The sequence below is a fragment of the Bacillus sp. FSL K6-3312 genome (assembly GCF_038007485.1).
GTDB classification, from domain to species: Bacteria; Bacillota; Bacilli; order Bacillales; family Bacillaceae; genus Bacillus; species Bacillus pumilus.
Window position 1 is genome coordinate 1,853,255 of sequence record NZ_JBBOXI010000001.1, and the last position, 24,221, is coordinate 1,877,475.

Genomic DNA, 24,221 nt, shown 5'->3' on the forward strand with positions numbered 1-24,221 from the left:
TTGCCTGTATTCCTTATTATAGCCACGATGTTGCTTATTAAATAACAAATAACAAGTATATAGAAGGGTGAAATGTATGAAGAATATCTATTCATGGTACGGCGCAGATTTCAAAAGAAGCTCCTCAAAAAACATTCAGAATGCGTTTGAAGAATGGCTTAATTTAATTAAAAGTGAACTTCATAAATACTTTCAGGTGAGTCAATCGGAGACATTACAAGAGCTATTAGATGAAAGTAGCAACGATAGTTACTTCGTTGAGTGGTTTAAAGCAATTGGTTTTTCATCTCTACATCAATTAAATATTGAAAGAGTGTCACAAGAAGAGAGATTTGTTAGCTTTATTGAGTTTGATAAATACCTAATCGAAAATGAACATGAATGGGAGGATGAACACAAGAATATGAGAGGTACTTTGATTTCAGCAATTAAAGACATGCCAGAAACAATGAGGATGTTATATTAATGGACAGAAAAATTTTAGAAGCATTAATTCAAATCTATCAAAATGACTTTATGTGCGGCTATCAAGGAGATGACAAAGATAAACTTAGAGTTGTTTTCCTTGAGTTAATTGTACATGCAACAAGATATATTAATGATTTTCGTTATTGCAACAAAGAGGGTTGTCCTTGTAGTCCTGAGCATGTTCTTACAAAAATGATTGATACCCACCAGGAGGATATTTTCACGAAACTAATCGGCGATTATGCTCTGTGTGACTATCCATCCAAGAAACTCAAAAAGTTTCTGTGCCAATTTAAAACAAAGGAGCGACAAGATGAAAAAGAGACTGAGGAAGAAGCTTAGGAAAGTCCAACAAAATCAAAAATTCCTTGAGCGTATTAACAGATACAAAGAAAGGCATAACAAAAGAGTTAGCTTTCTATTAGAAAATGGAGAGTCATTTGTAAGACGCATCATGGAGATTGTTTCAGAAACGGGTGTCTGCACTGAAGATGACACAAACTTCGAAAGTTTTCACTTCTTACATGGGGCAATGCTCCATTATGCATTAAAAACGAATAGGATAGTTGAATCCTTTAACGAAGATGAGTTTGGAGGGATTAATCGTTCAGCTTATTACTCAATCAATGATAATTACCTAAAGGTTAGAGAGTTAGAGAACATGGGAACACTGGCTTACTTCGAGCCTCTAGCAGTTGAAGAAAAAATTGATTCGAGTATTATTCACTTTGATGAGTTAATTGATTATTTAAAGCTTCTGAAAAACGATAAGAAAATACATTTATGGTGAGGTGATTAAATGAAAGGATTACATGTAGAAGGTACATTCTTTAAAGAAGACGGCACACAGCTTACATATGAAGAGTTTATTAAATTAATTGAAGCAAACGGTATTGAGTTTGGAGGAAGTACTTACATCCAAGATGATGAAGGCAACTTTTTAAGTGATTCTGGTGTTGTCATTACTGACCAAGTGAATAAGCAGCGAATAAGAGAAATCGAAAAAGGATAAGTGAGTTTAATCACCTATCCGTTATGAGAATTTCTAGACAATGCAGTTGTCATATAGATTGCTTTTTCGTCCTGACCCATTTCTAACAATCTGGCTATCATTTCTATCTCAAGATGAGCGTAATAGAAAGCATTATCAAGAGAAGTAAAGAAGAAATACTTGCTTAACTCTAAAGGCATATTAACTGCTTTTATAGATTTAATATTATTTAATTTCTTCTGAGCCATAATTCTTTTATTGCCGTCAACGCAAAGTAAAGGGACGGGTACTCCAGGGTTGTACACTATGATTGGTGGTCGATTGTCTTTGATCTTATCGGATACAAATGTAGTGGTACTGTCTACATATATATCTTTCAAATCGACATCTTCAGGAACTAACGAATTTTGTTTTACTATTTCATTGAGAATATCGACATCATAGTGATATCTGTAGGTGCCAACGCTCGTCTTGAAATCAAAACTAAAAAACTCAACATCTTTATTCCTTAATTGGGACATCTCATAAATAGGAGTAGTATTAGATTTATGTCTAGCATAATCTTCAATATCTTTATCACGTTCGATAAATATGTCACACCAACACTTAACCCAAGATTTATAAAAAGACAGTCTTCCTACATTAGACTTTATTGGCGGACTTTCAAGATAGGCTTGGAAATCAAATTTGTAGTATGTTGTTTTTAAGTTATTAAAATATGCAGGCATTGTTAATTCCTTTCAAGTTTTTCTAAATTATATCACAAATTCAAAATAAAGGAGAGATGGACGTATGATTGTTTACACCGTATTCGGACTGTCTCACATTCTTAAAAGAGAAATGAATAATCAGTTTAAAAGATTGGGATTCAATAATTTAAAGGAAAAAAGATGTTTCTTAATCAAGGTTCTCGGTTATTCGCCGTACTTTAGTGAAATGACAATCAATGAATTGAAAACGGTTATAAGTGAATTGAAAAAGCATAATGCAATTTCAGATTTTAAATAACAAATAACATATATAAAGGAGGATGATTTGTAATTATGACTGAACAAGAAAGAGTTATTAAAGATGTACTTGATTTTGCAGAAAGAAATGAAGAAGAGCGAATGTTTGATAATGTTAAATCCTATATCGATAAAATCAAACATCAACGTGACAATTTAAGAATTGAATTAAAAAAGTATCATTCCAATGAAAAGATCGCAGAGCTTGAAAATGAAATTGAGCAACTAAGAGAAAACAGCGTGTTTGTTTTTAGCGAAAAGGAGAGAAAGGAAGAAATTGAATTTAAGAAAGAACATCGTGAGAAATGTGATTCGGGTATTTATCACTTTTTTGAAGCAACTGAATTAGGAATAGCTGTAGATGTAAAATGTAGAGAATGTGGTGTTAATAAAGACATTACAGATTATTCTGCATGGTAATCTGAACACATCAAATATTTCTAAATAAAATCGGACTTTTAACCGAATTGAGAGGGGGTTTGGAATGATCCGAATAGTAGAACGCAATATCTTAGACACAACAAAAAACATTATCTGTCATCAGGTGAACTGTAAGGGTGTCATGGGAGCAGGATTAGCCAAACAAATCAAAAGCAAATATCCGAATGTGTTCAAAGAGTATAAACGGTTATGTGAAAATCAGAATGTTAAAAGCGGCAAAAGTGGGCTATTAGGTGCCACTCAGTTTGTAGATGTTAGTGGAAATAAAACAATTGCAAATTTATTCGCACAAGATAACTATGGAGTGAATAAAAGATAAACAGACTACGATGCTATGGAACTTTGCTTGAAAAGTTTAAAGAGCGTAGTCAATACGGATTACAGTAAGTATAAAGGTTGTTCTATTGCAATTCCATACGGGATCGGCTGCGGACTGGCAGGCGGTGATTGGAAGATTGTAAAACAAATGATTGATGACATTCTTGGTGAGTGTGATGTGACTATCTATAAATTTAAATAAAGGAGAAATTACATATGATCATTAGAATTCCATTTGAACAAGATGCATTAAAACAAGCATATCTATCTCAAGTAGGCGGCAGAATTTCATTTCAAAAGGGTAAAACTCCAGTATTCTCGTTTAATAGTGAAGAAGACTATAAGAGATATAGACAACTTATTCTTGGAGGAGGTGAGGAATCATATCAATAGGATCTTTAACCATTGATGTAGGAAGTATGTTCGCTGAGAAATCAACAGCATTGCAGCGTCACGGCAAACGTTTTATGTTAGCTGGAAAGAAAGTGGTGTTTCTGAAGCCATCCATAGATGATAGATATTCAGATGACTCAATCATTACTCATGACGGGAAGAAGGTTGAGGCATTAAACATACAAATAACAAATGAATACAAGGTTGATTTACCCTTTGACTTGTTGAATGAAGCTGATGTTGTGTGCATTGATGAAGTTCAATTTTTCCCAGGGCAAATGATTAGTCACATTGAACATCTAATTGCACAAGGTAAAAAGGTATTTGTTGCAGGATTAGATATGGATCGATACGGTAAGCCATTTGGAATCGTACCATACCTCATGGCCAAAGCAGATCATGTTATTAAGCATCATGCAGTTTGTGCTTTCTGTGGAGAGGATGCATGGGTATCACTTGAAGTTTCAAATGACTCAAGTCAACAAGTTAAGGTTGGCAACGATTATAAGCCAGCATGTAGGCAATGTGCTTATGAAAGGGGAGTTAAATAATAGAAGAAAACAGTTTGATTAAATTACACAATAAAATGAAAAAACAAGTGGATTCAATTGAAGAAGCGATACATAACAAAGATTTTTTAAAAGTAAATCGACTAGGCATCAGTCTCAGCAATAATAATGAAGAGTTAATGCAAGAAGCAAGAGACTTGTCCAACAACGAAAAAGGGAGATACGTAAATACATATGCTTAATTTGATTAACTTACATAATTTAAAAGGTGCTTATCAATTAAAAAATCAAGGAGGTGATTTTACTTACTTCTATAATGAGAAATCAAACAATTTGATCGTAATTAACAATATTGATGATGAAGAAATAAGAGATGTAGTTGACGACACAGATCAAGCAGCTTACATGTATTTAACCAACAAACTTAACATCGAAACAAATTTAACTGTCATTTGGTATAAAACAGAGTTTGATTCAAGTGATTTCATTCTAATTGAAAATGTAGATGGCAAAGAATTGCACAAGTTAGATTTGATTGATTTAGAGAATGTTGTTTTAGGGGAGTACAAGTTTGATAAGAAGTTTGTGAAGCTTATCAATGGAGAAGCTATCGAATTAAAATTTTAAACCCCTGTCTAATGACAAGGGCAATCATCAGGAAGCTTTAAAGTTTTTAATTAGAGTGCGTACTTCTTCAACTAAATCTGAGTTTTGATTGTTATCTACGAAAAAGTATTCAACTTCATTAGTTTTAGCGTTTGCTTTGAATACGAGCTCAGCATTTTTAGTTTCTGATTCATTGTAAACAACGTAATGTTTTTCAAATAAATGATTCTCTGACATATCTACATGAAATCTAACTGTAAATCCTTTTGACTTTAAATAGTCAGTTAACTCGTTGTGTTGGCTGATGAGTTCGGTCAATTGGAACACTCTCCTAGATATTGATAATCATAGAATACCCTATTTAACTATTAAACACAAAGAAAGGATTGGTTCATTGAGCACAAACTTAGGCAAAGTTTTTGAAGCAAATATACAACAATCGGCGAAGGATCAAGGTTTATTCTTTTACAGAATTAAAGATGTAAATCCAATGGCATTAAAACAGAATTTTGGAGTATCCAAAAATAAATATGACTGCATTTTATTCGCTAACGGGCATTTGTTTCCTCTGGAATTAAAGTCTACAAAGAGTAAGTCTGTATCCTTTTCAAAGAGTATGATCAAGCCACAGCAAATAAAACATCTTAAAGAAGCTGCAGAATGTGAAGGAGTTATACCAGGTTTCCTGTTTAACTTTAGAGAGCCTGAAAACAGAGTTTTCTTTGTACATATTAAAGACTTTCTTACATATAAGAATATCGCTGAAAAGCAATTAGCACATACATACATAAGCAAGGTGAATAAGTCCAGCATACCTATTGGCATCTGTGAAGAAATCGGAACAGAGGTAAGGTGGATGAAGAAGAAAGTGAATTATACATATTACATAAATAAGATGTGCGAAAGTGTAGTTTCAAAGAGGAAAGTAACATATAAACTTAATCAACATACCTTGGAAGCAACAAATGCTATGGAGGTATGAAAAATGGCTAAGACAAACAGAGGAAAATGGAAAGAAAACTTTGAGCACGCAAAGAAAAACAAAACAAAAACATTAACCTTTCCAGGAAAGCCCTACTCAATAGCAATCTTTCCTCAAGTGTACGGTGATGTCGTTACAGAAGATCAGTTTTATCAAGAATTAGCAAATATCGTTATAAAAGAAGCCAGAATGTAGGCTTCTTTTTTATGGTCATTACTTAGTATCATGAAATACCGCTTTGTCAGTGGAGATGTTGACAACATGACTGACTTCATGTTCAATTGCGGCTTCAATGATGTGCTGCCCGCCGATAATATTTGTTTGTACGGCTTCAAACGGATTGTCTTCACAAGTGGGTACTTGTTTTAAGGCGGCTGCATGGAAAATGATATCAACGCCTTTGACGAGCTGTCTCACGCGGCTTGCATCTCGTACATCGCCTAAAGCGAAGGCGACTTCTGGGTGATCCGCATACTCATTTTTCATCATGTATTGTTTGCTGTCATCTTTGCTGAAGACGATAATCTTTTTTGGAGAGTATGATGTTAATTTTTTTACAATTTGACGGCCGATCGAACCTGTACCACCTGTGACTAATATCGTTTTGTCACGAAAAAAAGCCTTCAAACTCGTTTCTATCTTTTTGGACATATCTAATCCCCCAACTCTCATTTCTCTACTTTGCATCATATGTGAAAGAGTGGTATCCGTTTGAGGAAAAGAACCACTTTCTATCTAAATTAGGTGAACACATTATAACCATCTGCTTGACGTTTTAATAGAATATGGAGAGATAAGAGAATAAGTAGAAAAATGAGAGACCTGAACACTTCAGTACTGCGATCAGCTCGGAAGATAATGAAGAGAGCTGTGCGCGAGGGGAGAAGGGAATACATGTATAGGGGAAATCGTATTTTAGCCTTGATACCAGCTTTTAGAAGCAGGCGCGATCAGCATGATGAACACATTCGCGTATTGGCGGAGCGGCCGCTCATCTATTGGACCATTCAGCCGTTACTGCAAATGATTGAGTTAGACGAAATCATCGTCTCTACAGAGGATGTCAATACACAAATCATTTCTTCTCACTACGGAGCTCGTGTGATTGAACTGCCAGACAGTCATGTAACAGAACAAACACCGTCACTCATAGCGGTGAAACACGCGCTTGCTTATTTAGAGCGTGAGGGGAAGACCTTTGATATTGTTCTATATTTGCATCCATCGTCTCCTTTAAGAGAGCCGGAAGATATTGAGAAATGCTTGCAGCTTCTAGTAGAAGGGAGCTATGACTGCATGGCATCTTTTACAGAGGCGCTAGAAAACCCAAATGAAACATGGACACTGCATGAGAATAATGAAGCCACTTTATATAAGGACAATCATTACTTTTTCATGCCAAAGCATGAGCAGCCATATACGTATGGTCGTTTAAATGGAGCAGTGTATGCTTTTCATGTTCCATATGCAAAAGAATGCATTCATTCCCTTTTAGAAGGATCTGTTGGAGCGTATATCATGGATCCCGAAAAATCACTCGTGGTGAAACAGGAGGAAGACCTTGAGAAAGCGGAGAAAGTCTTATTGGCTCGCCGAGATGCGGAGGGTTATGTATAAGATGAATTTCAACGAGAAAAGCGCCCAGTCATAGGGCGCTTTTTACGATCTTATAAAGCCTGTGTGGAAATGACTCAAATGTATTCCAGGAAACGACTTGTTCGTAATTGTTTCGTGCGATTGCTTTTCTTTTCTCAGCATTTGATCGATAAAATTCAACCTTTTCTAGCAAATCGTCCTCATCTTTATAAAAAGCGAAGCTTGAAAAAATTTGAGGTGGTTGTAGATCCGTCAATTGAAAGCTTCCAGCTGCAGCGATATCAAACGCTCTGTTGTTCAGACTTATATTTTGAATCATGGCTTTGTTTTTGTTATAGGCAAATTGTGCCGGTCTGTGCGGGTTAAGAACAATCGCTGATTGCTGATAGATGTCCGCCATTTGCTGAGGGCTCAGCCAATTGGTCACTAATGTGAGACCTCGCTCATGTCTTCGTGACTTATTTAAAAGACGATGCCATTCCTTACCTGCAACGAGAATCCGCCATTTGTTCTGTTGTAAGAGTGTATCGATGGCTTTCATGCGATTGGGATAAGGGTAGCCAATGAGTGTAATGTCATAGCTGCACATCTCTTCAGGCGATTCGTTTTTTTGAAAAATACGTGTATTTGTCGGAATGGGAAAGTAGTGGGCGTGACCTATGCCCAATCGTTTGTAAAGTGGCAAAGCTCCTTCATCAATCGTTAATATGAGCCGCGCATCACGTGTGCAAGCAGCCGATACATCTGTATAAAAGGGATCTTCTGTCATCCACAAAACAATCGGGATCTTTTCTTGTTTGAATTGATGAAGCACTTCGCTCGGAACATGATCACCGATCATCATCAAAACAAAATCCGGAGAAAATGTCCGGATTTTGTGCATGTGAGCGGGTAGAGATTCTCGGTCAATCTTTACACATGAAAAGGGGGAATCAATGAAGCTCTCTTCTACCCATTGATCAAACATGTGATAGATTCCACCGTAGCCAGAGCTGATATAAAGAAACTTCATGATGGCCCTCTCACATTAAGATGTGAACGTAACACTTTCAACTTTATCTACATCTAATAAAGTCGTTGCAGAGCCTGTTGGTGTAACTGAGCTTTCTTGTGTAACAAATACAACACCCGTTGACGCATCGAATGATACGAATTGAACTGGCCCGATTAAGTCTCCTGAGTCAGTGACAATGCTAATGATGGTTCCTGGTACAAGTCTTGCAAAAATCCATCTTGCTGCCTGAGATACATCAAGTGTTGTAGCAGAATCTGAAGGTGATGCCTCGGCTGCCACTTCACTTAATAAATCATTTAATTTTTCTTCCATTTGTACGCCTCCTTCTTCAAGATTAACTGTTAATGTACGAGTAAGCGGTTTGAAAAACACTTTCAATAGTTCTTTTTTTAATTCGGTACGCTTGTCGCTCATTTTTTTCCCATCCTTTCTTCATCAATTCAAACTCACCCCTATGTATATGCCGTTCATTTTTTTTGGTATAAGCAGAGCGCTGATTCCTTGTTCTTTTTATCATTTAATCACTTCACACATTTTTAAAAATGTTTTCAAATACTGAGGCTAAATGAAGTGAATCTCATACTCTAGTAAAGATTAAATGCGAAGAGAGAGGGATTATGAATGGAATTTGATCAATTATTAAATGGTTGGAACGAAGAATTACTAGAAACAGAAGGAGTACTTGAAGTCATCTTGATTTTACTTCTTCTTCGTCTTTTAGAAGAAAGTGAGGAAGAGAGTGTGTCAGACATCAAAGAATTACTTCGTCCGTGGCTTGAACTTGGCATTCCAGTGCCACGCGTTCATTTAGTCAATGGAGATGTCCTTCAAAACGTAGTTGTTGTGCAGCTCTTTGATACAGTAGCGGTCTTTAAAAACGCGACAAATCAGCTAAGAGTGAATGTACCTTACGTGAACATCGTCAGCTGGGGGGCTTTTTAATCTAATTAAAAAGGATAATGATCATGAAAGTATCGGTGATTTTAACAAGCTACAATAAACCTGATTTCATTGATCGTGTGCTAAAGAGTATGGTGGAACAAACGTATTCAAATTGGGAGCTTCTGATTATGGATGATGGCTCAGAACAAGGCACCATCCAAAAGATCCAGCCCTATTTAGACGATGAGCGCATTCATTTGTATTCACGCACGGTTCATCCTGCAAAACGGCTGTTAACCGTACGGTATGCGACGCTTATTAATGAAGCGCTAACCCGTATAACAGGTGAGCTCATTTGTTATTTAACAGATGATACTGTGTATCATCAAGATCGTTTGCAGAAAATGGTGGATGTTTTTCAGTCGAAGCCTCATATCGATATCGTGTATTCCTCGCAGCGGGTCGTGCATGTTAATAAGCAATTAGTAGAGACGATGAGTTTTGTGCGTGAAGCAGACCAAATATTGGAGCATGCGTCCTTTCAAGTGGACCATTGTTCGGTCATGCACAGAAGGTGTTTGCTTCCGCTCATTCATGAAAAATACGGACAATATTGGGCTGATGAGCCTAAATACTGGCATCATGCAGATTCTGTTTTTTGGATGAGGCTGAATGATTTTGCTGCTTTTTTTCCATTAAGAGATGTACTTGATACAACGTATAAAACGTCTCATTCCTTTCATCATTTGTTTTCGAGTATGCCGTATGATCTCATTGACGGAACGGTGATTGAAAAGGAAGGGAATTACTACCAAATCGCAGGCGGGAATCTTCATGAAATTGAAAGGTGCTGGGTGAACGAAAAAAACAGACGCGCCATTCGGGTTCCGTCGTTATGTGCGATGAAATATGAGATGAAAGACATGCTGGTAGTACCTAATTATACAGTTGTCACGGCAGATCATGGGAAAACGTTCTATTATATTGAAGGTCAGAAAAAAAGGCGGTTTGCTTCAAAGCGTGACGTGCAATATTTTCAGTTTCATCCTAAGGATATCTATACGATTTCAAATGAACGGCTTCAGATGTATGAAGAGGGCGGCATGATTCAAGTGTCACCAGTATTTAATCCGCCAAACAGGCGGCTCTTTAAATGGAAACAAGATGTCTATTTACTGATGCATCATACTTTTTGCCGTATTGACCCTGAGGTTGTAAAGCGATTTGCTTTTTATCATCAGCCAATTAATTTATACCCTTCCCAATTTACGTTATTCGAGGAAGGGAAGTCGATCGTGCCGCTGTATATGGAATCGCTGCAAGAATTCGATATGTCTCTTTATCAAACATCAGGGCGAAAGCACTCCTCATAAGAGGGGTGTTTTTTTGACGCTATTGACAAAAAAAGCAGGAAGTTGCAAGAAAAAAAGCGAAACATGAAAGGACAGGAGAACGTGTGATGAAGATGATCAAGCTGCTGAAAATCCGGCAATAAATGCCGGTTTTTCGGCACTGAAAGTGAGGGGGAAAGAATGGGGAAGGTTGTCGAAAGAGCGGACTGGTTTGAATTAATTTTAGAAGCCATTGATGAAGCCATCCATGTTGTAGATGATCAAGGAATGACGATCTTTTACAATCATAATGCCGCTAAGTTTGACTGTTTACAAAAAGAAGAGGTGATTGGCAAGTACATCCTTGATGTGTATCCCTCTTTAACAGAAAAAACAAGTACACTCATGCATGTTTTGAGAACAGGGAAGCCCATTTATCATTCACTGCAAACCTATTTGAATAAAAACGGCGAAAGAATTGAGACCGTCAACACGACATTGCCTATTATTGAAGACAGCCAGTTAATAGGTGCGGTCGAAGTCGCAAAAGATGTATCGAAGCTGTCAGCCCTTTCAAATCGTTTAGATCAAAAAAAACGAATACACGATGCGGCTGGGGCTGAACAAATGCATGATTTTTCTTCATTTTTAACAAATGATCCACTCTTAAAAGAAATGCTTGAAAAGGCAAAAAAAGCTGCTGCCTATCCGTCATCAGTTGTTGTCTACGGGGAAACAGGGACAGGGAAAGAAGTGCTCGTTCAAGCCATCGTTCATGAATCTGACCGGAAAAATCAAGTGTTCATTCCACAAAACTGTGCAGCACTCCCAGAATCGCTACTTGAGAGCCTATTATTCGGATCTGTCAAAGGGAGCTATACAGGCGCAATTGATCGCAAGGGGCTCTTTGAATTGGCTGATGGAGGCACGCTTTTTCTTGATGAACTGCAAGCGATGCCGCTCACGCTGCAGACGAAATTATTACGTGTGTTAGAAGATGGCGTGGTGCGCCGCATTGGGGATGCAAAAGCGATTCAAGTAGATGTAAGACTCATTACGGCACTCAATATGGACCCATTTGAAGCGGTGAAAAAGCAAATTTTAAGAGAAGACTTATTTTATAGACTGCATGTATCATCTTTTCAAATCCCGCCGCTTCGTGAGAGAAAGCAAGACATCCCGCTGCTTTCCCGCCATTTCATTCAAACCTATCATCAGCAGTTTTCAAAAAACGTCAAACGCCTTTCTGAAGAAACAAAGCAATTGTTTATGGCTCACCACTGGCCAGGAAACGTTCGAGAATTAAAACATACCATTGAGCATGCCGTATTGATGATGCCAAAGGAAGCGGAAGCCATCACACCTTCATACCTTCCTGCTCATTTACGTACGCAGAATCTTGAGGAAGAAACACTCGATGCCTCCTTAAAAAGTCAGGTTTCTTCATTTGAACAAACACTTATTCAAGAAGCTTTAAACAAGCATCATGGCAATATTAAAAAAACCGCTGCCGCTTTAAAAATCCCTCGACAAACACTGCAATATAAACTGAAGAAATATGCAGATGCCGAAATATAGGCATCACCATCCATTGAATACCACGGGTAAAGCTCCTTTTATAAAGAATAGGGGCATTTTCCCATGTTGGCACATAACTTGCATAGTATAAGGTGAATGCTGATAGGGGGAATGGATATGAATCAAAAACTATATGAACCGGCGCGTCATTGGAAGGACATTGAGCTTTGGAAAGATGTACCTGAGGAAAAATGGAACGACTGGATTTGGCAGCTGACGCATACCGTGAAAACGCTTGAAGATTTAGAGAAAATCGTAAACTTAACAGAAGAGGAAAGAGAAGGGGTGAAGATCTCCACCAAAACCATTCCACTCAACATTACACCCTACTATGCCTCATTGATGAATCCAGACGATCCAAGATGTCCAGTACGTATGCAATCTGTGCCAATTGCAGAGGAGCTTCATAAAACAAAATATGACCTGGAAGACCCGCTGCATGAAGATGAAGACTCACCTGTCCCGGGGTTAACGCATCGGTACCCAGATCGTGTGCTCTTTCTTGTAACAAATCAGTGCTCCATGTACTGTCGCTATTGTACGAGAAGACGTTTTTCCGGCCAGATCGGTATGGGCGTGCCAAAAAAGCAGTTAGATGCTGCCATTGGATATATTAGAGAAACACCTGAGGTGCGGGATGTGTTAATTTCCGGCGGAGATGGGCTCTTAATCAATGATCAAGTGCTTGAATACATTTTGAAAAACTTACGAGACATTCCGCATGTTGAAATCATTCGCATAGGCACACGCGCGCCGGTCGTCTTTCCGCAGCGCATTACAGATGAGCTGTGCGAGATTTTGAAAAAATATCATCCGGTTTGGCTGAATACCCATTTCAATACAAGCATTGAAATTACGAAAGAAGCAAAAGAAGCGTGCGAACGACTTGTAAATGCCGGCGTTCCTGTTGGTAATCAGGCCGTCATCCTCGCAGGTATTAACGACAGTGTGCCGATTATGAAGAAGCTGATGCACGATCTCGTGATGATACGGGTCAGACCTTATTATATTTATCAGTGTGATTTATCTGAGGGAATTGGCCACTTTAGAACACCAGTATCAAAAGGCCTTGAGATCATTGAAGGCTTAAGAGGGCATACGAGCGGCTATGCCGTGCCAAGCTTTGTTGTGGATGCACCAGGAGGCGGAGGAAAGATCGCCCTGCAGCCCAATTATTTATTATCGCAAAGCCCTGACAAAGTCGTTCTTCGTAACTTTGAAGGTGTCATCACCTCTTACCCTGAACCAGAGCATTACGTCGCAGGCCAGGCAGATGCGTATTTTAATGAAATTTATGAAGAGAAACAAGATCCCGCAATTGGTATTAGCGCACTTTTTGAGGATGAAGCGAAATCGTTTACGCCAGAGAATTTAAGCCGAATGAAACGAAGAGAAGCATATGAGACAAATCCTGAGCATGACACACTCAAAAACAAACGTGAAAAACGAGATGAATTAAAAGAGAAAAAATATCAAGCGCAGCTCAAAAAAGATCAAACTGTAAAGGAGGAGAAATAACCTTGCTGACATGTGATTGGTGTGAGGAAAACAAAGCAAACGCAGAGCAGACAACCGTCTATTGGGAACTGATCACTGGCACACAATCCATTGAAATCATCGAAACACCGTCCATTTCCTGCATGCACTGCGGTATGACATATCAAGAGGATGAGACGGTCAAAGAGATAGAGGATCAATTAATTTTAGTGGATCAGACAAAACTTCCAGAAAAAATTTCATACGAAGAATTAATGAGCATGGAGCGGTTATTAAAGCGAAATTACTTTGACTTTTCATCATAAGTTGTACCTCCGCCTATACAAGTCATCAAATTGCTGTATAATATAACAACAAAATAGAGTGTCGCGGAGGGAAAAACAGGTGAAGTCGTTTTACCATTATTTAATGAAGTACAGACATCCAAAACCGAAAGATGAAATCAGCCATTTTGCAAATGCTGCTTATGAGGATCACAGCTTCCCGAAAGCGTCCACTGATTATCATGAGCTGTGTGCCTATTTAGAATTAAACGGCGATTATTTAAGCTCAATGACAACATTTGACGAAGCGTTTGAGCAATATGATGTAGAAGTCAAAAAAAAATAACATACAACCGCTTTTTCCTGATGGGAGAAGCGGTTTTTTGATGAGAAATAAAATGGCGTTTTGCATGGTGTGGTTGCCCATGCAGAATTCCTTGCGCCGGCATACGATACGTTAAGACCAAAAGTCGGGCAAGGGGGAGACAGAATGAAGGCGAAAGCACCAAAATATCAAGTAGGGGATATTGTCGTCGTTGTCATGTACGGCACAGTCGGAACGATTACAAAAGTCCATCAAATTGACCAGCACTATTTGTATGAGGTCAATCATAATGAGGTGCTTTATTTTGAAACATCACTTCAGCTTTACGATGAGTACGACGGGGTGATTGTGGATACAGAAAAGCTGGACATTGAATATGAGTTCCTCATTGGCGATGTTGTATATGTAAAAGATTACGGAAAAGAGCTATTTAAAATTATTGGCCATCGGACTGAAATATGGCGATACCTTGATGACGGCTGGGAAGATGTCATTTACGAACTCACAAGGCTAAAGGACGGAGAGTGGCTGGAAACAGAAGAGGAAGACTTAACGCTTGTCCTGAGGAAATATGAGATGGATCAGTTCGTGCATCAGCTTCTTTTTGTGCATTACGTCGGTGAAACCTCAAAAGAAATGGAAGAAGATATGGTGCAAACGGCTCTATTACAATTAGAAGAGAAACAAGAAAGCGAAGCATCACTAGAATTTCTCGCTGTATCTATAGTGGATGAGCTTCTTGATATTTATAATGACTATAAAATTCTCTACGAATTTTTCGAAGATCCAGAATACAAGGACATGATGGATTTTATATTGGAAAGTTTACACGAGCATTTTGGTTAAAGAAAGACTTGTCCTAACACGAATAAAAAATAAGGCACACAGAAAAAAACAATCACATAAAACCATCCCCTCAAGATACGGCCCATCACCTGATCAAACGTTTCTCCATCTAATATGCTGAACCATTTCATTGCCTCAAACCCCTTTTCTTTTTGTTTATTGCATTTATATGTATGGAATGAGCCATTATGACAAACTGTAATAAAAAACAGGCGTCGTTCATACATCATAAAAAAGGAGGCGGAATGTCATGAAAGAAGCAGATTTGGTGATCGATACAGAGGAAATTGCGGAATTCTTCTACATGGAGCTGGTCAAAAGAGGGTACATACCTGCTGAGCTGGAAACGTTTGAGCTGGCTGACATTACGTTTGAATATATGCTGAAAAAAACAATGATAGTTGAAGAAGAGGCGTGGTAGGCACTATACTTTGAAGAGATTCTGAAGAGAGAGGGAGGAGAATCTTTCGCGTGTATATCCTATTTCTTTTGATTTTATTTGGCGCCATAGCTGCGCTCATGGTATCTGGAGCGGGTCAAGCATTGGACAACCAGATCATCTTATGGTTTGAGAGCATCAGACTCCCTTTTTTAAATGATGTCATGCTGACTTTGACGGACTTTGGCATTAGTGCGCTTCTCGTGCCCATCATGCTCATTTTTAGTGTCGTCCTATTCATGTATAAGCGCTATTACTCTATCATGATGCTTTTTCTATTATATCTCACAGAAAAAACCATCAATCATGAACTAAAGGGGCTGTTTGCTAGAGAACGCCCGGCCTTTGATCATCTTGTCAATGAAACGTATTACAGCTTTCCGAGCGGACATTCGATGAATGCAGCCACAATCTATCCATTTATAGCTTATCTATTCGTTGAACTGATTCCATGGCTGAAAGAAAGACAAAAAATCGTCTACTTGATCACAGGGGTCTGTGTTGTTTTGATTGGGATCAGCCGAATGTATATCGGCGTTCATTTTTTGACAGATGTTGCAGGCGGTTTTGCGATAGGACTTGCTTTATTTCTCATTTGTAAAAAGATTGACGGAAAATTGTCTGTCATTCGACAAAAATAGAAGAAGGAAATTGACAGATCCCAGCCAATTTTATATAAAAGGGGAGGGATTTGAATGCAATTGACGTTGAGATTTTTTCAAAAGAAACCTTCAGCATTTCACTTAACCATTTATCAGACACCTGAATATGGCGCTGCAAGCGGGCATCAGCCTGTGTACCGGACAAAGATTGGCGGCAGAACACACCTGGATGTTCTGGAAAAAGCATTCTCGACATTTAATGTACATGATACAGTCCCTAGTGATTACAATGCACGGTTTATGACAACAGGCGATATTGTTGTGATTGATGATAAGAAAAAAGGAAAGTGCTATTATCAGCTTTTTCCGGCAGGATGGAAACGCAGTGAGCGACTGTTGACGATGAGTTAAATAGAGATTTTCGATGCCAGCTTGAGCTTCAGCTGGTATTTTCTTTTTTGGGCTCAATCGTTTATACTAAATAGGACAAATCACATAGTAAACGTAAGTGGAGGCTAAAAAAATGAGTGTACATATTGGAGCAGAAAAAGGACAAATTGCAGAAACGGTATTGCTGCCAGGCGATCCGCTTCGTGCGAAATATATTGCAGATACATATTTAGAAGATGTCGAATGCTATAACGAAGTGCGCGGAATGTATGGTTATACTGGGACCTACAAAGGAAAGCGCGTTTCTGTACAAGGGACCGGAATGGGCGTACCTTCTATTTCGATTTATGTGAATGAACTCATTCAAAGCTATGATGTTCAAAACTTAATCCGCGTCGGATCTTGCGGGGCTATCAAAAGGGATGTCAACGTACGTGATGTCATTTTAGCTCAGACATCTTCAACAGATTCACAAATGAATCGTGTGACGTTTGGACCGATTGATTACGCACCTTGCGCTGATTTTGGACTGCTTAAGAAAGCATACGACACAGCAGAAGCAAAAAATGTCGCTGTACGTGTCGGTAATGTATTTACAGCAGACCAATTTTACAATGAAAAACCACTTGAGCTCATGGCTCAATACGGAATTCTAGCAATTGAAATGGAAACAACCGCTCTATATTCGCTTGCAGCAAAATTTGATCGAAAAGCGTTATCCATTCTGACAGTGAGTGATCATGTTCTCACAGGAGAAGAAACAACGGCTGAAGAGCGTCAAACGACATTTGACGAAATGATCTTAATTGCGCTAGACTCCGTTTTATAATAGTATAAAGGGTGTGCTACGATGTAGCGCATCTTTATTTTTTTAGAAGAGCAAAAGGAAGGTATGTCATGAAGAAAAGCTATAAAATACTCTCAATCGCATCGATTCTTGGTTTGACAGCCGCACTATCGGGCTGCCAGTTGCTGGATCAAAAAAGCGGTACATCTGAATCGAACAAAACAAACGAACAAAAGAGCGCAGCAAATTCATCTACCCAGCAAAACTCAAACAATACAGCAGATTCATCGGATCAAGAGCTGACGTTAAAGAGTGAATATTTCAATGACATCAAAGTGGTAAGCGGGCTGAAAACCATTCAAAATCCTGCAAACGTGCTAGCACTTGTCAATAAAGAATACGCATTACCAGGAACCTATAAACCTTCTGATCTCGTTGTACCAAAAGTAGAATTCTCTTTTTCAGAGGATATTGAAAAACGATATATTCGTAAAGAAGCAGCGGAAGCACTTGAGACATTATTCAATGATGCGAAAAAGAAAAACTTCGAGCTGGCTGCCGTATCTGGCTATCGCTCCTATGACCGTCAAAAGGTCATTTTTGATAGTGAAGTTAAACTAAAAGGCAAAGACAAAGCGCAAGAAGCAGTAGCTTTACCAGGCGAAAGTGAGCACCAAACAGGCCTTGCAATGGACATTTCCTCAAAAAGTGCCGGTTTTGACATCTCTGAAAAGTTTGGTGAAACACCTGATGGCAAATGGGTCGCTAAAAACGCCTATAAATATGGTTTTATCATTCGTTATCCAAAAGGAAAAGAAGACATGACAAAATATGAATATGAACCGTGGCATCTGCGCTATGTTGGAAAAGAAGCAGCAAAAGCGATGCATGATCACGATTTAACATTTGAAGAGTACATGAACAAAGTGAAGAAAATTTAATCAAAGTAAAAGGCCTCCCAGCTATTCGGGGGGGCCTTCTTTATTCTTCTTTTAAAAAAAGAACAATCCTGCTAATGCGAAACCTGTAATGAAACCAAGCCCGATGCCATAAGCGGCACCCCAGCCGTAATACCCTCCGTAATAACCAAAGCCAAAGCCGCCGCGAGAACCGCCGACTGGACGAATATACACTTTGCGGTTTGTCACCCGCTCAATGCGTCCGACATGTACTCTGCCATTACGGTCTGTGATTCTAGCGACTTTCCCCATATGCTGCTGACAAAGCTTTTGATAGCGCTCCATATTTTTCCTCCTTATGACAAACTCTATTCACTCTTATCCTATGCGAGAGACCTCATAGAGTTTGGACAAAACATATAGGAGATTCGCTCATTTTATACGGTACATTCAAATAGAATGTGGCTTAGCTGCTTTCGGTGCGCTTGAATCATATCGTAGTGTGTTTGCATCGTTTCGTAAAGAGAAGGCGGGATATATTCAGATAATTCCATTTCCGTCGGCTCCTCTTGTACCATGTGTTCATCAAATGAGAGAATGCGAACGTCATGAAATCCTGCTGCTTTTAGCTGCTCCTTCCATTCTTCAAGTGAAAAGAGTGCGTGAAACCCGTAAAAATCTCGAACGGCGGCAAGCTCCTCCGGTGTAAGGGGTGCTTTTAATACCGCTTCATTAGCAATCATTTGACTTCCAGGGGAAAGCACGCGTTTGATCTCAGCAAGTGCAGCAGGAAGGTTGGTGAAGCTCAAAACAGATTCACTGATCAGAAGAGTGAACGCTTCATCTGGAAATGGCAGCTGTTCAATCGATGCTTGCAATGCGCGGATCGGCAGTTCTTCTCGCTCAAATCGCAAATTGGCCTTTTCAATCATCAAAGGGTGTGTATCAATTGCCTCCACCTGATAACCGATATTGCCTAAATATGCCGCCGTTTGTCCTGTCCCGCATCCCGCATCCAGTATGCGCGCATCCGGCGTCAATTTTATATGCTCAAGCATCGTTTTTGTTAACTCAATTCCACCAGGATGGGCACTAGATACGCCAAAATAGGCAAGCATTTCTACATAATCACTCATAAAATCCCTTCTTTCCTTATCAAGTTCCTCCTTAAAGATTATGCAATATAAGGTCAAATGGCTTATCTTTTCAAAGAGAACTTCGATCCTTTGGTTGACGGATGATGCATCGTCCTTGATAATAATGAAAGGAGATAAAGGTGGTGTTTTTTTGAAAAAACAATTTAAGATCGTCATCGCTATTTTGGTGACAGCGGCACTGTCCTCAGCGATTACATTTGTGATCACAAAACAAGGGACTGTCAATGTCTCAGGAGATGAGAAGTTTAGTAAACTCATGGCTGCGTATACGAAAGTAAAAGATGAGTATTACGAAAAAACGGATGATCAAAAACTAGTAGATGGTGCGATTCAAGGAATGATCGCATCACTTGATGATCCATACTCTACATATATGGATCAGGAGGAAGCCGAAGGATTTAACAACACCATTTCTTCATCATTTGAAGGAATTGGTGCACAAGTAGAAGAGAAGGATGGACAAATTTTAATTGTCGCACCGATAAAAGGCTCTCCTGCTGAAAAAGCCGGGTTGAAACCTCATGATCGTATTTTAAAGGTGGATGGAAAAAGCACAAAAGGCATGTCGGTCAATCAAGCAGTCTCTCTCATCAGAGGGAAAAAAGGAACGGATGTCAAGCTGCACCTTAACCGCCAAGGAGTGGGAAATGTTGATGTGACCATCACAAGAGACACCATTCCAGTTGAAACAGTGTATGCAAAACTCACAAAAGACAAAATAGGGGAAATCCAAATTACGTCCTTTGCTGAAACAACGTCAAAAGAGTTAGATAAAGCCATTGATGACCTCGAGAAAAAAGGGGCAAAAGGGTTTGTCATTGACCTGAGAGATAATCCAGGCGGCATTATGACAGAAGCGATTGAAATGAGTAATGACTTTATCGATAAAGGGAAAGTCATCATGCAAGTTGAAGAAAAAGGAAAAAAAGAAGAGTACAAGGCTGAAAAAGAACGTAAAGTTCATCAGCCGGCAGTTGTCCTTGTAAATGGAGGCTCAGCCAGCGCTGCAGAAATCATGGCGGCGGCTCTGCACCAATCTTCAGGTATCAAAATGATTGGTGAAAAGACATTTGGTAAAGGAACTGTTCAAAATGCGCAAAGCTATAATGATGGTTCAAGTGTCAAATTAACCATTGCCAAGTGGCTAACGCCGGATGGTTCGTGGATTCACAAAAAAGGAATTGAACCACAGGTTAAAGCATCGCTCCCAAGTTATGCAAAACTGCCATACTTAAGCCCGAAAAAAACGTATCAGTTGAATGACAATGGAGATGAAGTCAAAGCGGCTCAAAAAATGTTTCAAGCGCTTGACTACAAAGCAAAAGCAAATGGTGAGTACGATCAAGCCTTCCAGACGATCGTCAAAAGCTTCCAAACAGACAACGATCTGAAAGCAGACGGAATTCTGACGGGAGATACAACGACAGTACTGATGACAAAGATCCAAAATAAGCTAAAGAACAATGATACTCAAATGAAAAAAGCCATTGAAGTCTTGAAAAAAGAAATGAAATAAAGAAAGAGCAGCCCTCTTAGGGGGACTGCTCTTTCTATGTTTACGCGTTGTTTCCAATCGCTTCTGTTTTGTCTTGATCTTTTTCAAATAGATCATTCATGACAGAATTGGATGTGACCTTCTTTTGGAAGAATGGATTTAAGATTAGGATGACCACAACGTTTGCTAGTAAACCAAGAAAACCTTCATAAAGACCGAACGTGACTTGTGAGATATTGGCTGTAAAGGTGACAATGATGCCAACAACTAACCCCGCAATCGTTGCTTCTCTCGATTGTTTTTTCCAGAACAAGCTGATCGCAATGGCTGGGAAGATTTGAACCATCCCTGAAACACCAATGAGCTGAAGCGTCACAAGTGCTGTTGGGAAGAGCATTCCGAATAATAGAGCCAGTCCGATCACGATAAACACCATTGAACGAGTGATGATGGTCAATCTTTTAGGTGATACATTCGGATGAATTAAGTCACGATATAAATTATTGGCAAATAAATTCGATGCACCAATGGCCATGATCGAGCATGGAATAAGGGAAGCCAGTGCAATCGTTGAATAAGCAAGACCCTGCATCACGCCGCCATATGATGTTTGAATTAAATGAAGAAGTGCAAATCTTGGATTCGTATCTTCTGGTAAGACCAAAAAGGCAATAAATCCAAGGAAGATGACCAAAATCAATACGATGTTATAAAGAGGCAAAAACATGCTGTTTTTACGGATAGCATCTGCACTTTTTGCTGTAAATACGCCTGTTGCCGCATGTGCCCACATAAACAAAGCAAGGGCAGAAACACCTGAAGCGGTAATGAACCATAAAATGCCTTTAGGACCCCCGTCAGGAATTGTCAGAAGCTGTGGCGCTTCCTTAGCTAACGTATTCATCATCGGAGTCCAGCCGTTAAAATGAATGATTGGCAGTGAAACCACCATAAACAGCATGATGACCCAAACGAGAATATCCTTAATAATGGCTGTATATGTAGGGCCTTTAATCCCGCTGAAAAATGTATAAAGTGCAACTAAAATAAATGAAATAATAACAACTGCATTCACATTAATATAACTAGTTCCAGCGACAGTTAACGTATCTTGAATCCCGCTCAGTTGAAGACAAATATAAGGAATGAGCATAAGCACTCCAATAATTGCAATGAGACTGGATAACAGCTTGCTGTCAAAGCGCTCACGTGCATAATCAGCGAGCGTTGTGAGATTGTGATTTTTCGCCACCGTCCATAGCTTTGGTAAGAAGAAATAAGCAATAAAATACGCTAGAACTGAATATGGGATAGCGAAAAAAGCGACACTTCCAGCTGTATAGGCTGTACTAGTGAGCCCTAAAAAGGTATAAGCTGTATATAAATCTGCACCAACGAGGAACCAGACGAGCAGCCCGCCAAATTTTCTCCCGCCGACAGACCATTCCTCTACTGACTGTCTGGATGATTTATCACGGCCAGCGGCAAATCCAATGACCACGACGATGAAAATGATACTTGCTGTAATCAATAAAGCTGTCAAATTTCCTTGCATTAGTCAGTTCCTCCATTTGAATGTTGCATCCGGTAAATGATGAATGTACAGACTGGTGTGAGAACAATCCATAGTAAGAGCCAGAAGTGAAAAAAAGGCAGGCCTATCACAAATGGATGGATACGATTCGTAAAGGGCAGCAGTGCGAGCTGTCCGATGAATGGAATCGCTATAAGTAGTGCGAGTAACAATTTTTTATTCATGATTTCCTCCTGAGTTTTTTGTAATTTCATAATAATAGCAGTTGTCAGATTAGATCACAAGACCATTTTCAGAAAAAACAATCATTTTGGAGAATATCATACTAATATAACGCTTTCATTCTTAAAAAGGAGAAAAAATGGAGATGGAAAGGGGTAAAGCGAAAAGAAAATATGCAGAAATAATATTTAAACCAAATAAAAAAAGCCCCAGCATGAAAGCTGAGGCCTTGCTATTTTTTAAAGAAAATCAGATACTTCTTCGATGTCGAAACGATTGCTTTTATGAGCTTCTTTCGCTGCTTTACCAACTGAAATCAGCATGACTGGCTCATAACGGCCGCTTACATTGAATTCTTTGATGAAGGCTTCTTTACTGAAACCACCCATTGCACATGTATCATAGCCCATTGCTTTTGCAGCAATCATTAATTGCATAGCAGCTAATGAAGCATTTGAATACGCAGCTTCACGTGCATACTGCTCGCTTTGGTATGCGCCATTGATTTGAGTCATCAATGTTTCTTTGATGTCTTCAGTAATGAACCCTTGTTCTGCCAACTCACCATAGATTTTTTCTCCATTTTGATTGGCTTCAAGATCACCTAGTACAGCAATAACAGCTGATGCTTGTGAGATTTGCTTTTGGTTATAAGCGATTGGAAGTAACTTCGCTTTGGATTCAGCACTGTGGAAAACAGTAAAATGCCAATGCTGAAGGTTCCACGCAGATGGTGCTTTTGTTGTGATATCAAGTAGCTCTGTTAGCTCTTCTTTTGTCATTTCATGAGTTGTATCATACTCTTTTACTGAAGCTCTTTGTTTTAAAATGTCAATCGTTTTTTGATCAGTCGCCATATGGATATTTCCTCCCGTTTTTGCAAATAGTATGGTACAATAACTAAAAAAGTGAGAAACTTACTTATTGTAACTAGAGATATTTTAAATTGTATACCGTTAGTTTGTCAAACAATCATGAAAAGAAAGGCTGAAATTTATGGAATTTCAATTATGTCCACACATTCAGCAAGCTTTTTTACTGCTAGGCAAAAGGTGGAATGGTCTCATTATTCATGTATTGCTTGATGGTCCAAAGCGATTCAAAGACATGACGGACATTATCCCATCTATCAGTCAAAAAATGCTCGCAGAGCGTTTAAAGGAACTTGAGCAAGAAGGGATTATAAAGCGAACTGTATTGCCTGAAACGCCTGTTAAGGTCATTTATTGTTTAACTGAAAAAGGAAATGCGCTAAATGATGTGTTTCATGAGGTATCTAGGTGGGCAGGGGAATATACAGAATCTCTTGAAAAAAAGGAACAAGCCTAGTTTCAGGTTTGCCCAAACGTTTTGACTCCTAATGAATATGCTGATCTTAGGCACATGACAAAGGAGGAGAAATGCATGTACCCTCATACTCCGTATTTCCGAGGCGGCGCCCCTGGCATTCCGCCATATGAATCCAGAGTCCCTTTGTTTTTTGGTTTTGGCGCTCCTTTAGTCGGCGGACTGCTTGGCGGATTTTTAGGAAGTGCGATTTTTAATTATCCCCGTCCCTATTACCCACCACCACCACCGCCTGTTCCACCACCTTATGGCGGAGGATATCCACCATACTATTAAGAAAAAAGAGTAAGCCTGCTTCTAT

The 24,221-nt window shown here is 39.1% G+C and carries 39 protein-coding genes and 1 pseudogene; 29 read left to right on the forward strand and 11 right to left on the reverse strand.

The window, feature by feature from the left end; all coding sequences use genetic code 11:
• Window positions 1-76: 76 nt before the first annotated feature.
• Genes MHI11_RS09730 through MHI11_RS09745 form a run of 4 tightly spaced genes read left to right on the forward strand, consistent with a single transcriptional unit; the run spans window position 77 to window position 1,480 of the window.
• A complete protein-coding gene (locus MHI11_RS09730) occupies window positions 77-466 on the forward strand; it encodes a hypothetical protein (RefSeq protein ID WP_340960954.1) in 390 nt (129 codons plus the stop codon).
• A complete protein-coding gene (locus MHI11_RS09735; RefSeq protein ID WP_340960955.1) occupies window positions 466-810 on the forward strand; it encodes a hypothetical protein in 345 nt (114 codons plus the stop codon). Before MHI11_RS09730 ends, MHI11_RS09735 begins: the two co-directional genes overlap by 1 nt.
• Entirely contained in the window at window positions 782-1,258 is a 477-nt protein-coding gene (locus tag MHI11_RS09740; RefSeq protein ID WP_340960956.1) for a hypothetical protein, read from the forward strand. The genes MHI11_RS09735 and MHI11_RS09740 overlap by 29 nt, the downstream gene beginning before the upstream one ends.
• A 9-nt stretch (window positions 1,259-1,267) precedes the next feature.
• The gene (locus MHI11_RS09745; RefSeq protein ID WP_340960957.1) at window positions 1,268-1,480 is read left to right on the forward strand and encodes a hypothetical protein; all 213 of its coding nucleotides are present in this window, start codon (window positions 1,268-1,270) and stop codon (window positions 1,478-1,480) included.
• A gap of 14 nt (window positions 1,481-1,494) precedes the next feature.
• On the opposite strand, the gene MHI11_RS09750 is transcribed toward MHI11_RS09745, so the two are convergent.
• Window positions 1,495-2,187 carry a hypothetical protein gene (locus MHI11_RS09750; protein WP_340960959.1) on the reverse strand — a complete coding sequence of 231 codons (693 nt, stop codon included), beginning with the start codon at window positions 2,185-2,187 and terminating at the stop codon, window positions 1,495-1,497.
• Between the two features lie 64 nt (window positions 2,188-2,251).
• On the opposite strand from MHI11_RS09750, the gene MHI11_RS09755 reads away from it, so the two are divergent.
• The 7 genes from MHI11_RS09755 (at window position 2,252) to MHI11_RS09785 (ending at window position 4,754) form a co-directional block, all read left to right on the forward strand.
• Window positions 2,252-2,467 (forward strand): hypothetical protein, encoded by a 216-nt coding sequence (locus MHI11_RS09755; protein ID WP_340960960.1) that lies wholly within the window; start codon window positions 2,252-2,254, stop codon window positions 2,465-2,467.
• A 35-nt stretch (window positions 2,468-2,502) separates the two neighbouring features.
• Window positions 2,503-2,886, forward strand: a complete 384-nt coding sequence (locus MHI11_RS09760; RefSeq protein WP_340960961.1) for a hypothetical protein — start codon at window positions 2,503-2,505, stop codon at window positions 2,884-2,886.
• Window positions 2,887-2,950: 64 nt separating this feature from the next.
• Window positions 2,951-3,226, forward strand: coding sequence for a macro domain-containing protein (locus MHI11_RS09765; RefSeq protein WP_340960962.1), 276 nt, complete (start codon window positions 2,951-2,953; stop codon window positions 3,224-3,226).
• Between the two features lie 215 nt (window positions 3,227-3,441).
• On the forward strand, window positions 3,442-3,618 hold the full coding sequence (locus tag MHI11_RS09770) for a hypothetical protein (RefSeq protein ID WP_340960963.1): 177 nt from the start codon (window positions 3,442-3,444) through the stop codon (window positions 3,616-3,618).
• An 11-nt stretch (window positions 3,619-3,629) separates the two neighbouring features.
• Window positions 3,630-4,169, forward strand: a complete 540-nt coding sequence (locus MHI11_RS09775; RefSeq protein WP_340962308.1) for a thymidine kinase — start codon at window positions 3,630-3,632, stop codon at window positions 4,167-4,169.
• Between the two features lie 14 nt (window positions 4,170-4,183).
• Window positions 4,184-4,369, forward strand: coding sequence for a hypothetical protein (locus MHI11_RS09780; protein WP_044141659.1), 186 nt, complete (start codon window positions 4,184-4,186; stop codon window positions 4,367-4,369).
• Window positions 4,362-4,754: a hypothetical protein gene (locus MHI11_RS09785; RefSeq protein ID WP_340960964.1), complete on the forward strand. Its 393-nt coding sequence runs from the start codon at window positions 4,362-4,364 to the stop codon at window positions 4,752-4,754. The genes MHI11_RS09780 and MHI11_RS09785 overlap by 8 nt, the downstream gene beginning before the upstream one ends.
• Window positions 4,755-4,781: 27 nt before the next feature.
• Here the strand turns inward: MHI11_RS09785 and MHI11_RS09790 are convergent, their stop codons facing one another.
• The gene (locus MHI11_RS09790; RefSeq protein ID WP_217012455.1) at window positions 4,782-5,051 is read right to left on the reverse strand and encodes a hypothetical protein; all 270 of its coding nucleotides are present in this window, start codon (window positions 5,049-5,051) and stop codon (window positions 4,782-4,784) included.
• A 76-nt stretch (window positions 5,052-5,127) separates the two neighbouring features.
• Between MHI11_RS09790 and MHI11_RS09795 the strand changes: the two genes are divergently transcribed.
• Both MHI11_RS09795 and MHI11_RS09800 read left to right on the forward strand, forming a co-directional pair.
• A complete protein-coding gene (locus MHI11_RS09795; protein ID WP_254110815.1) occupies window positions 5,128-5,715 on the forward strand; it encodes a Holliday junction resolvase RecU in 588 nt (195 codons plus the stop codon).
• Between the two features lie 3 nt (window positions 5,716-5,718).
• Window positions 5,719-5,910, forward strand: coding sequence for a hypothetical protein (locus MHI11_RS09800; protein ID WP_217012457.1), 192 nt, complete (start codon window positions 5,719-5,721; stop codon window positions 5,908-5,910).
• A gap of 36 nt (window positions 5,911-5,946) precedes the next feature.
• On the opposite strand, the pseudogene MHI11_RS09805 reads toward MHI11_RS09800, so the two are convergent.
• A pseudogene (locus MHI11_RS09805) lies at window positions 5,947-6,366 on the reverse strand (SDR family NAD(P)-dependent oxidoreductase); the annotation flags it as partial.
• 243 nt (window positions 6,367-6,609) lie between these two features.
• On the opposite strand from MHI11_RS09805, the gene MHI11_RS09810 reads away from it, so the two are divergent.
• Window positions 6,610-7,332 (forward strand): acylneuraminate cytidylyltransferase family protein, encoded by a 723-nt coding sequence (locus MHI11_RS09810; protein ID WP_340960965.1) that lies wholly within the window; start codon window positions 6,610-6,612, stop codon window positions 7,330-7,332.
• Window positions 7,333-7,360: 28 nt separating this feature from the next.
• On the opposite strand, the gene MHI11_RS09815 is transcribed toward MHI11_RS09810, so the two are convergent.
• Together MHI11_RS09815 and MHI11_RS09820 are read right to left on the reverse strand one after the other, a co-directional pair.
• Complete coding sequence (locus MHI11_RS09815) at window positions 7,361-8,323, reverse strand: CgeB family protein (protein WP_340960966.1); 963 nt, start codon at window positions 8,321-8,323, stop codon at window positions 7,361-7,363.
• A 15-nt stretch (window positions 8,324-8,338) separates the two neighbouring features.
• On the reverse strand, window positions 8,339-8,740 hold the full coding sequence (locus tag MHI11_RS09820) for a hypothetical protein (RefSeq protein WP_340960967.1): 402 nt from the start codon (window positions 8,738-8,740) through the stop codon (window positions 8,339-8,341).
• 207 nt (window positions 8,741-8,947) lie between these two features.
• On the opposite strand from MHI11_RS09820, the gene cgeC reads away from it, so the two are divergent.
• The 7 genes from cgeC to MHI11_RS09855 all read left to right on the forward strand — a co-directional run bounded on the left by cgeC (window position 8,948) and on the right by MHI11_RS09855 (window position 15,048).
• On the forward strand, window positions 8,948-9,268 hold the full coding sequence (cgeC, locus tag MHI11_RS09825; RefSeq protein WP_065098202.1) for a spore maturation protein CgeC: 321 nt from the start codon (window positions 8,948-8,950) through the stop codon (window positions 9,266-9,268).
• Window positions 9,269-9,285: 17 nt separating this feature from the next.
• A complete protein-coding gene (locus tag MHI11_RS09830) occupies window positions 9,286-10,581 on the forward strand; it encodes a glycosyltransferase family 2 protein (RefSeq protein ID WP_340960968.1) in 1,296 nt (431 codons plus the stop codon).
• Window positions 10,582-10,740: 159 nt separating this feature from the next.
• A complete protein-coding gene (locus MHI11_RS09835; RefSeq protein ID WP_340960969.1) occupies window positions 10,741-12,117 on the forward strand; it encodes a sigma-54 interaction domain-containing protein in 1,377 nt (458 codons plus the stop codon).
• A gap of 117 nt (window positions 12,118-12,234) precedes the next feature.
• A complete protein-coding gene (ablA, locus tag MHI11_RS09840; protein ID WP_111912821.1) occupies window positions 12,235-13,635 on the forward strand; it encodes a lysine 2,3-aminomutase in 1,401 nt (466 codons plus the stop codon).
• A 2-nt stretch (window positions 13,636-13,637) separates the two neighbouring features.
• On the forward strand, window positions 13,638-13,919 hold the full coding sequence (locus MHI11_RS09845) for a YokU family protein (RefSeq protein ID WP_340960970.1): 282 nt from the start codon (window positions 13,638-13,640) through the stop codon (window positions 13,917-13,919).
• Window positions 13,920-13,998: 79 nt separating this feature from the next.
• The gene (locus tag MHI11_RS09850; RefSeq protein ID WP_044141194.1) at window positions 13,999-14,223 is read left to right on the forward strand and encodes a YozE family protein; all 225 of its coding nucleotides are present in this window, start codon (window positions 13,999-14,001) and stop codon (window positions 14,221-14,223) included.
• Between the two features lie 144 nt (window positions 14,224-14,367).
• Entirely contained in the window at window positions 14,368-15,048 is a 681-nt protein-coding gene (locus MHI11_RS09855; RefSeq protein ID WP_012010279.1) for a hypothetical protein, read from the forward strand.
• Here MHI11_RS09855 and MHI11_RS09860 read toward each other — a convergent pair.
• Window positions 15,045-15,179, reverse strand: a complete 135-nt coding sequence (locus MHI11_RS09860) for a hypothetical protein (RefSeq protein WP_272947504.1) — start codon at window positions 15,177-15,179, stop codon at window positions 15,045-15,047. The genes MHI11_RS09855 and MHI11_RS09860 overlap by 4 nt on opposite strands.
• Before the next feature lie 119 nt (window positions 15,180-15,298).
• Here MHI11_RS09860 and MHI11_RS09865 point away from each other — a divergent pair, with 119 nt between their 5' ends.
• The 5 genes from MHI11_RS09865 (at window position 15,299) to MHI11_RS09885 (ending at window position 18,207) form a co-directional block, all read left to right on the forward strand.
• The gene (locus MHI11_RS09865; protein ID WP_003216084.1) at window positions 15,299-15,469 is read left to right on the forward strand and encodes a YozD family protein; all 171 of its coding nucleotides are present in this window, start codon (window positions 15,299-15,301) and stop codon (window positions 15,467-15,469) included.
• Between the two features lie 50 nt (window positions 15,470-15,519).
• Window positions 15,520-16,128, forward strand: a complete 609-nt coding sequence (locus MHI11_RS09870) for a phosphatase PAP2 family protein (protein ID WP_340960972.1) — start codon at window positions 15,520-15,522, stop codon at window positions 16,126-16,128.
• 54 nt (window positions 16,129-16,182) lie between these two features.
• Window positions 16,183-16,500 (forward strand): YodL domain-containing protein, encoded by a 318-nt coding sequence (locus MHI11_RS09875; protein ID WP_044141196.1) that lies wholly within the window; start codon window positions 16,183-16,185, stop codon window positions 16,498-16,500.
• Between the two features lie 112 nt (window positions 16,501-16,612).
• Window positions 16,613-17,308 (forward strand): purine-nucleoside phosphorylase, encoded by a 696-nt coding sequence (gene deoD, locus MHI11_RS09880; protein WP_340911218.1) that lies wholly within the window; start codon window positions 16,613-16,615, stop codon window positions 17,306-17,308.
• A gap of 68 nt (window positions 17,309-17,376) precedes the next feature.
• Window positions 17,377-18,207 carry a M15 family metallopeptidase gene (locus MHI11_RS09885; RefSeq protein WP_340960973.1) on the forward strand — a complete coding sequence of 277 codons (831 nt, stop codon included), beginning with the start codon at window positions 17,377-17,379 and terminating at the stop codon, window positions 18,205-18,207.
• Between the two features lie 51 nt (window positions 18,208-18,258).
• Here the strand turns inward: MHI11_RS09885 and MHI11_RS09890 are convergent, their stop codons facing one another.
• Window positions 18,259-18,510, reverse strand: coding sequence for a hypothetical protein (locus MHI11_RS09890; protein WP_003216113.1), 252 nt, complete (start codon window positions 18,508-18,510; stop codon window positions 18,259-18,261).
• A 92-nt stretch (window positions 18,511-18,602) separates the two neighbouring features.
• On the reverse strand, window positions 18,603-19,301 hold the full coding sequence (locus tag MHI11_RS09895; RefSeq protein WP_340960974.1) for a class I SAM-dependent methyltransferase: 699 nt from the start codon (window positions 19,299-19,301) through the stop codon (window positions 18,603-18,605).
• Between the two features lie 151 nt (window positions 19,302-19,452).
• Between MHI11_RS09895 and MHI11_RS09900 the strand changes: the two genes are divergently transcribed.
• Entirely contained in the window at window positions 19,453-20,838 is a 1,386-nt protein-coding gene (locus MHI11_RS09900; protein WP_340960975.1) for a S41 family peptidase, read from the forward strand.
• Between the two features lie 40 nt (window positions 20,839-20,878).
• Here the strand turns inward: MHI11_RS09900 and MHI11_RS09905 are convergent, their stop codons facing one another.
• The 3 genes from MHI11_RS09905 to MHI11_RS09915 all read right to left on the reverse strand — a co-directional run bounded on the left by MHI11_RS09905 (window position 20,879) and on the right by MHI11_RS09915 (window position 23,430).
• Window positions 20,879-22,372 (reverse strand): sodium:solute symporter family protein, encoded by a 1,494-nt coding sequence (locus tag MHI11_RS09905; RefSeq protein WP_044141200.1) that lies wholly within the window; start codon window positions 22,370-22,372, stop codon window positions 20,879-20,881.
• Window positions 22,372-22,575 (reverse strand): DUF3311 domain-containing protein, encoded by a 204-nt coding sequence (locus MHI11_RS09910; RefSeq protein WP_340911205.1) that lies wholly within the window; start codon window positions 22,573-22,575, stop codon window positions 22,372-22,374. The genes MHI11_RS09905 and MHI11_RS09910 overlap by 1 nt, the downstream gene beginning before the upstream one ends.
• 237 nt (window positions 22,576-22,812) lie before the next feature.
• Window positions 22,813-23,430, reverse strand: a complete 618-nt coding sequence (locus tag MHI11_RS09915) for a nitroreductase family protein (RefSeq protein WP_058014891.1) — start codon at window positions 23,428-23,430, stop codon at window positions 22,813-22,815.
• Window positions 23,431-23,569: 139 nt separating this feature from the next.
• Here MHI11_RS09915 and MHI11_RS09920 point away from each other — a divergent pair, with 139 nt between their 5' ends.
• Both MHI11_RS09920 and MHI11_RS09925 read left to right on the forward strand, forming a co-directional pair.
• Window positions 23,570-23,902: a winged helix-turn-helix transcriptional regulator gene (locus tag MHI11_RS09920; protein ID WP_340960976.1), complete on the forward strand. Its 333-nt coding sequence runs from the start codon at window positions 23,570-23,572 to the stop codon at window positions 23,900-23,902.
• Between the two features lie 75 nt (window positions 23,903-23,977).
• Window positions 23,978-24,196, forward strand: a complete 219-nt coding sequence (locus tag MHI11_RS09925) for a hypothetical protein (protein WP_003215921.1) — start codon at window positions 23,978-23,980, stop codon at window positions 24,194-24,196.
• The last annotated feature ends 25 nt before the right edge of the window (window positions 24,197-24,221 follow it).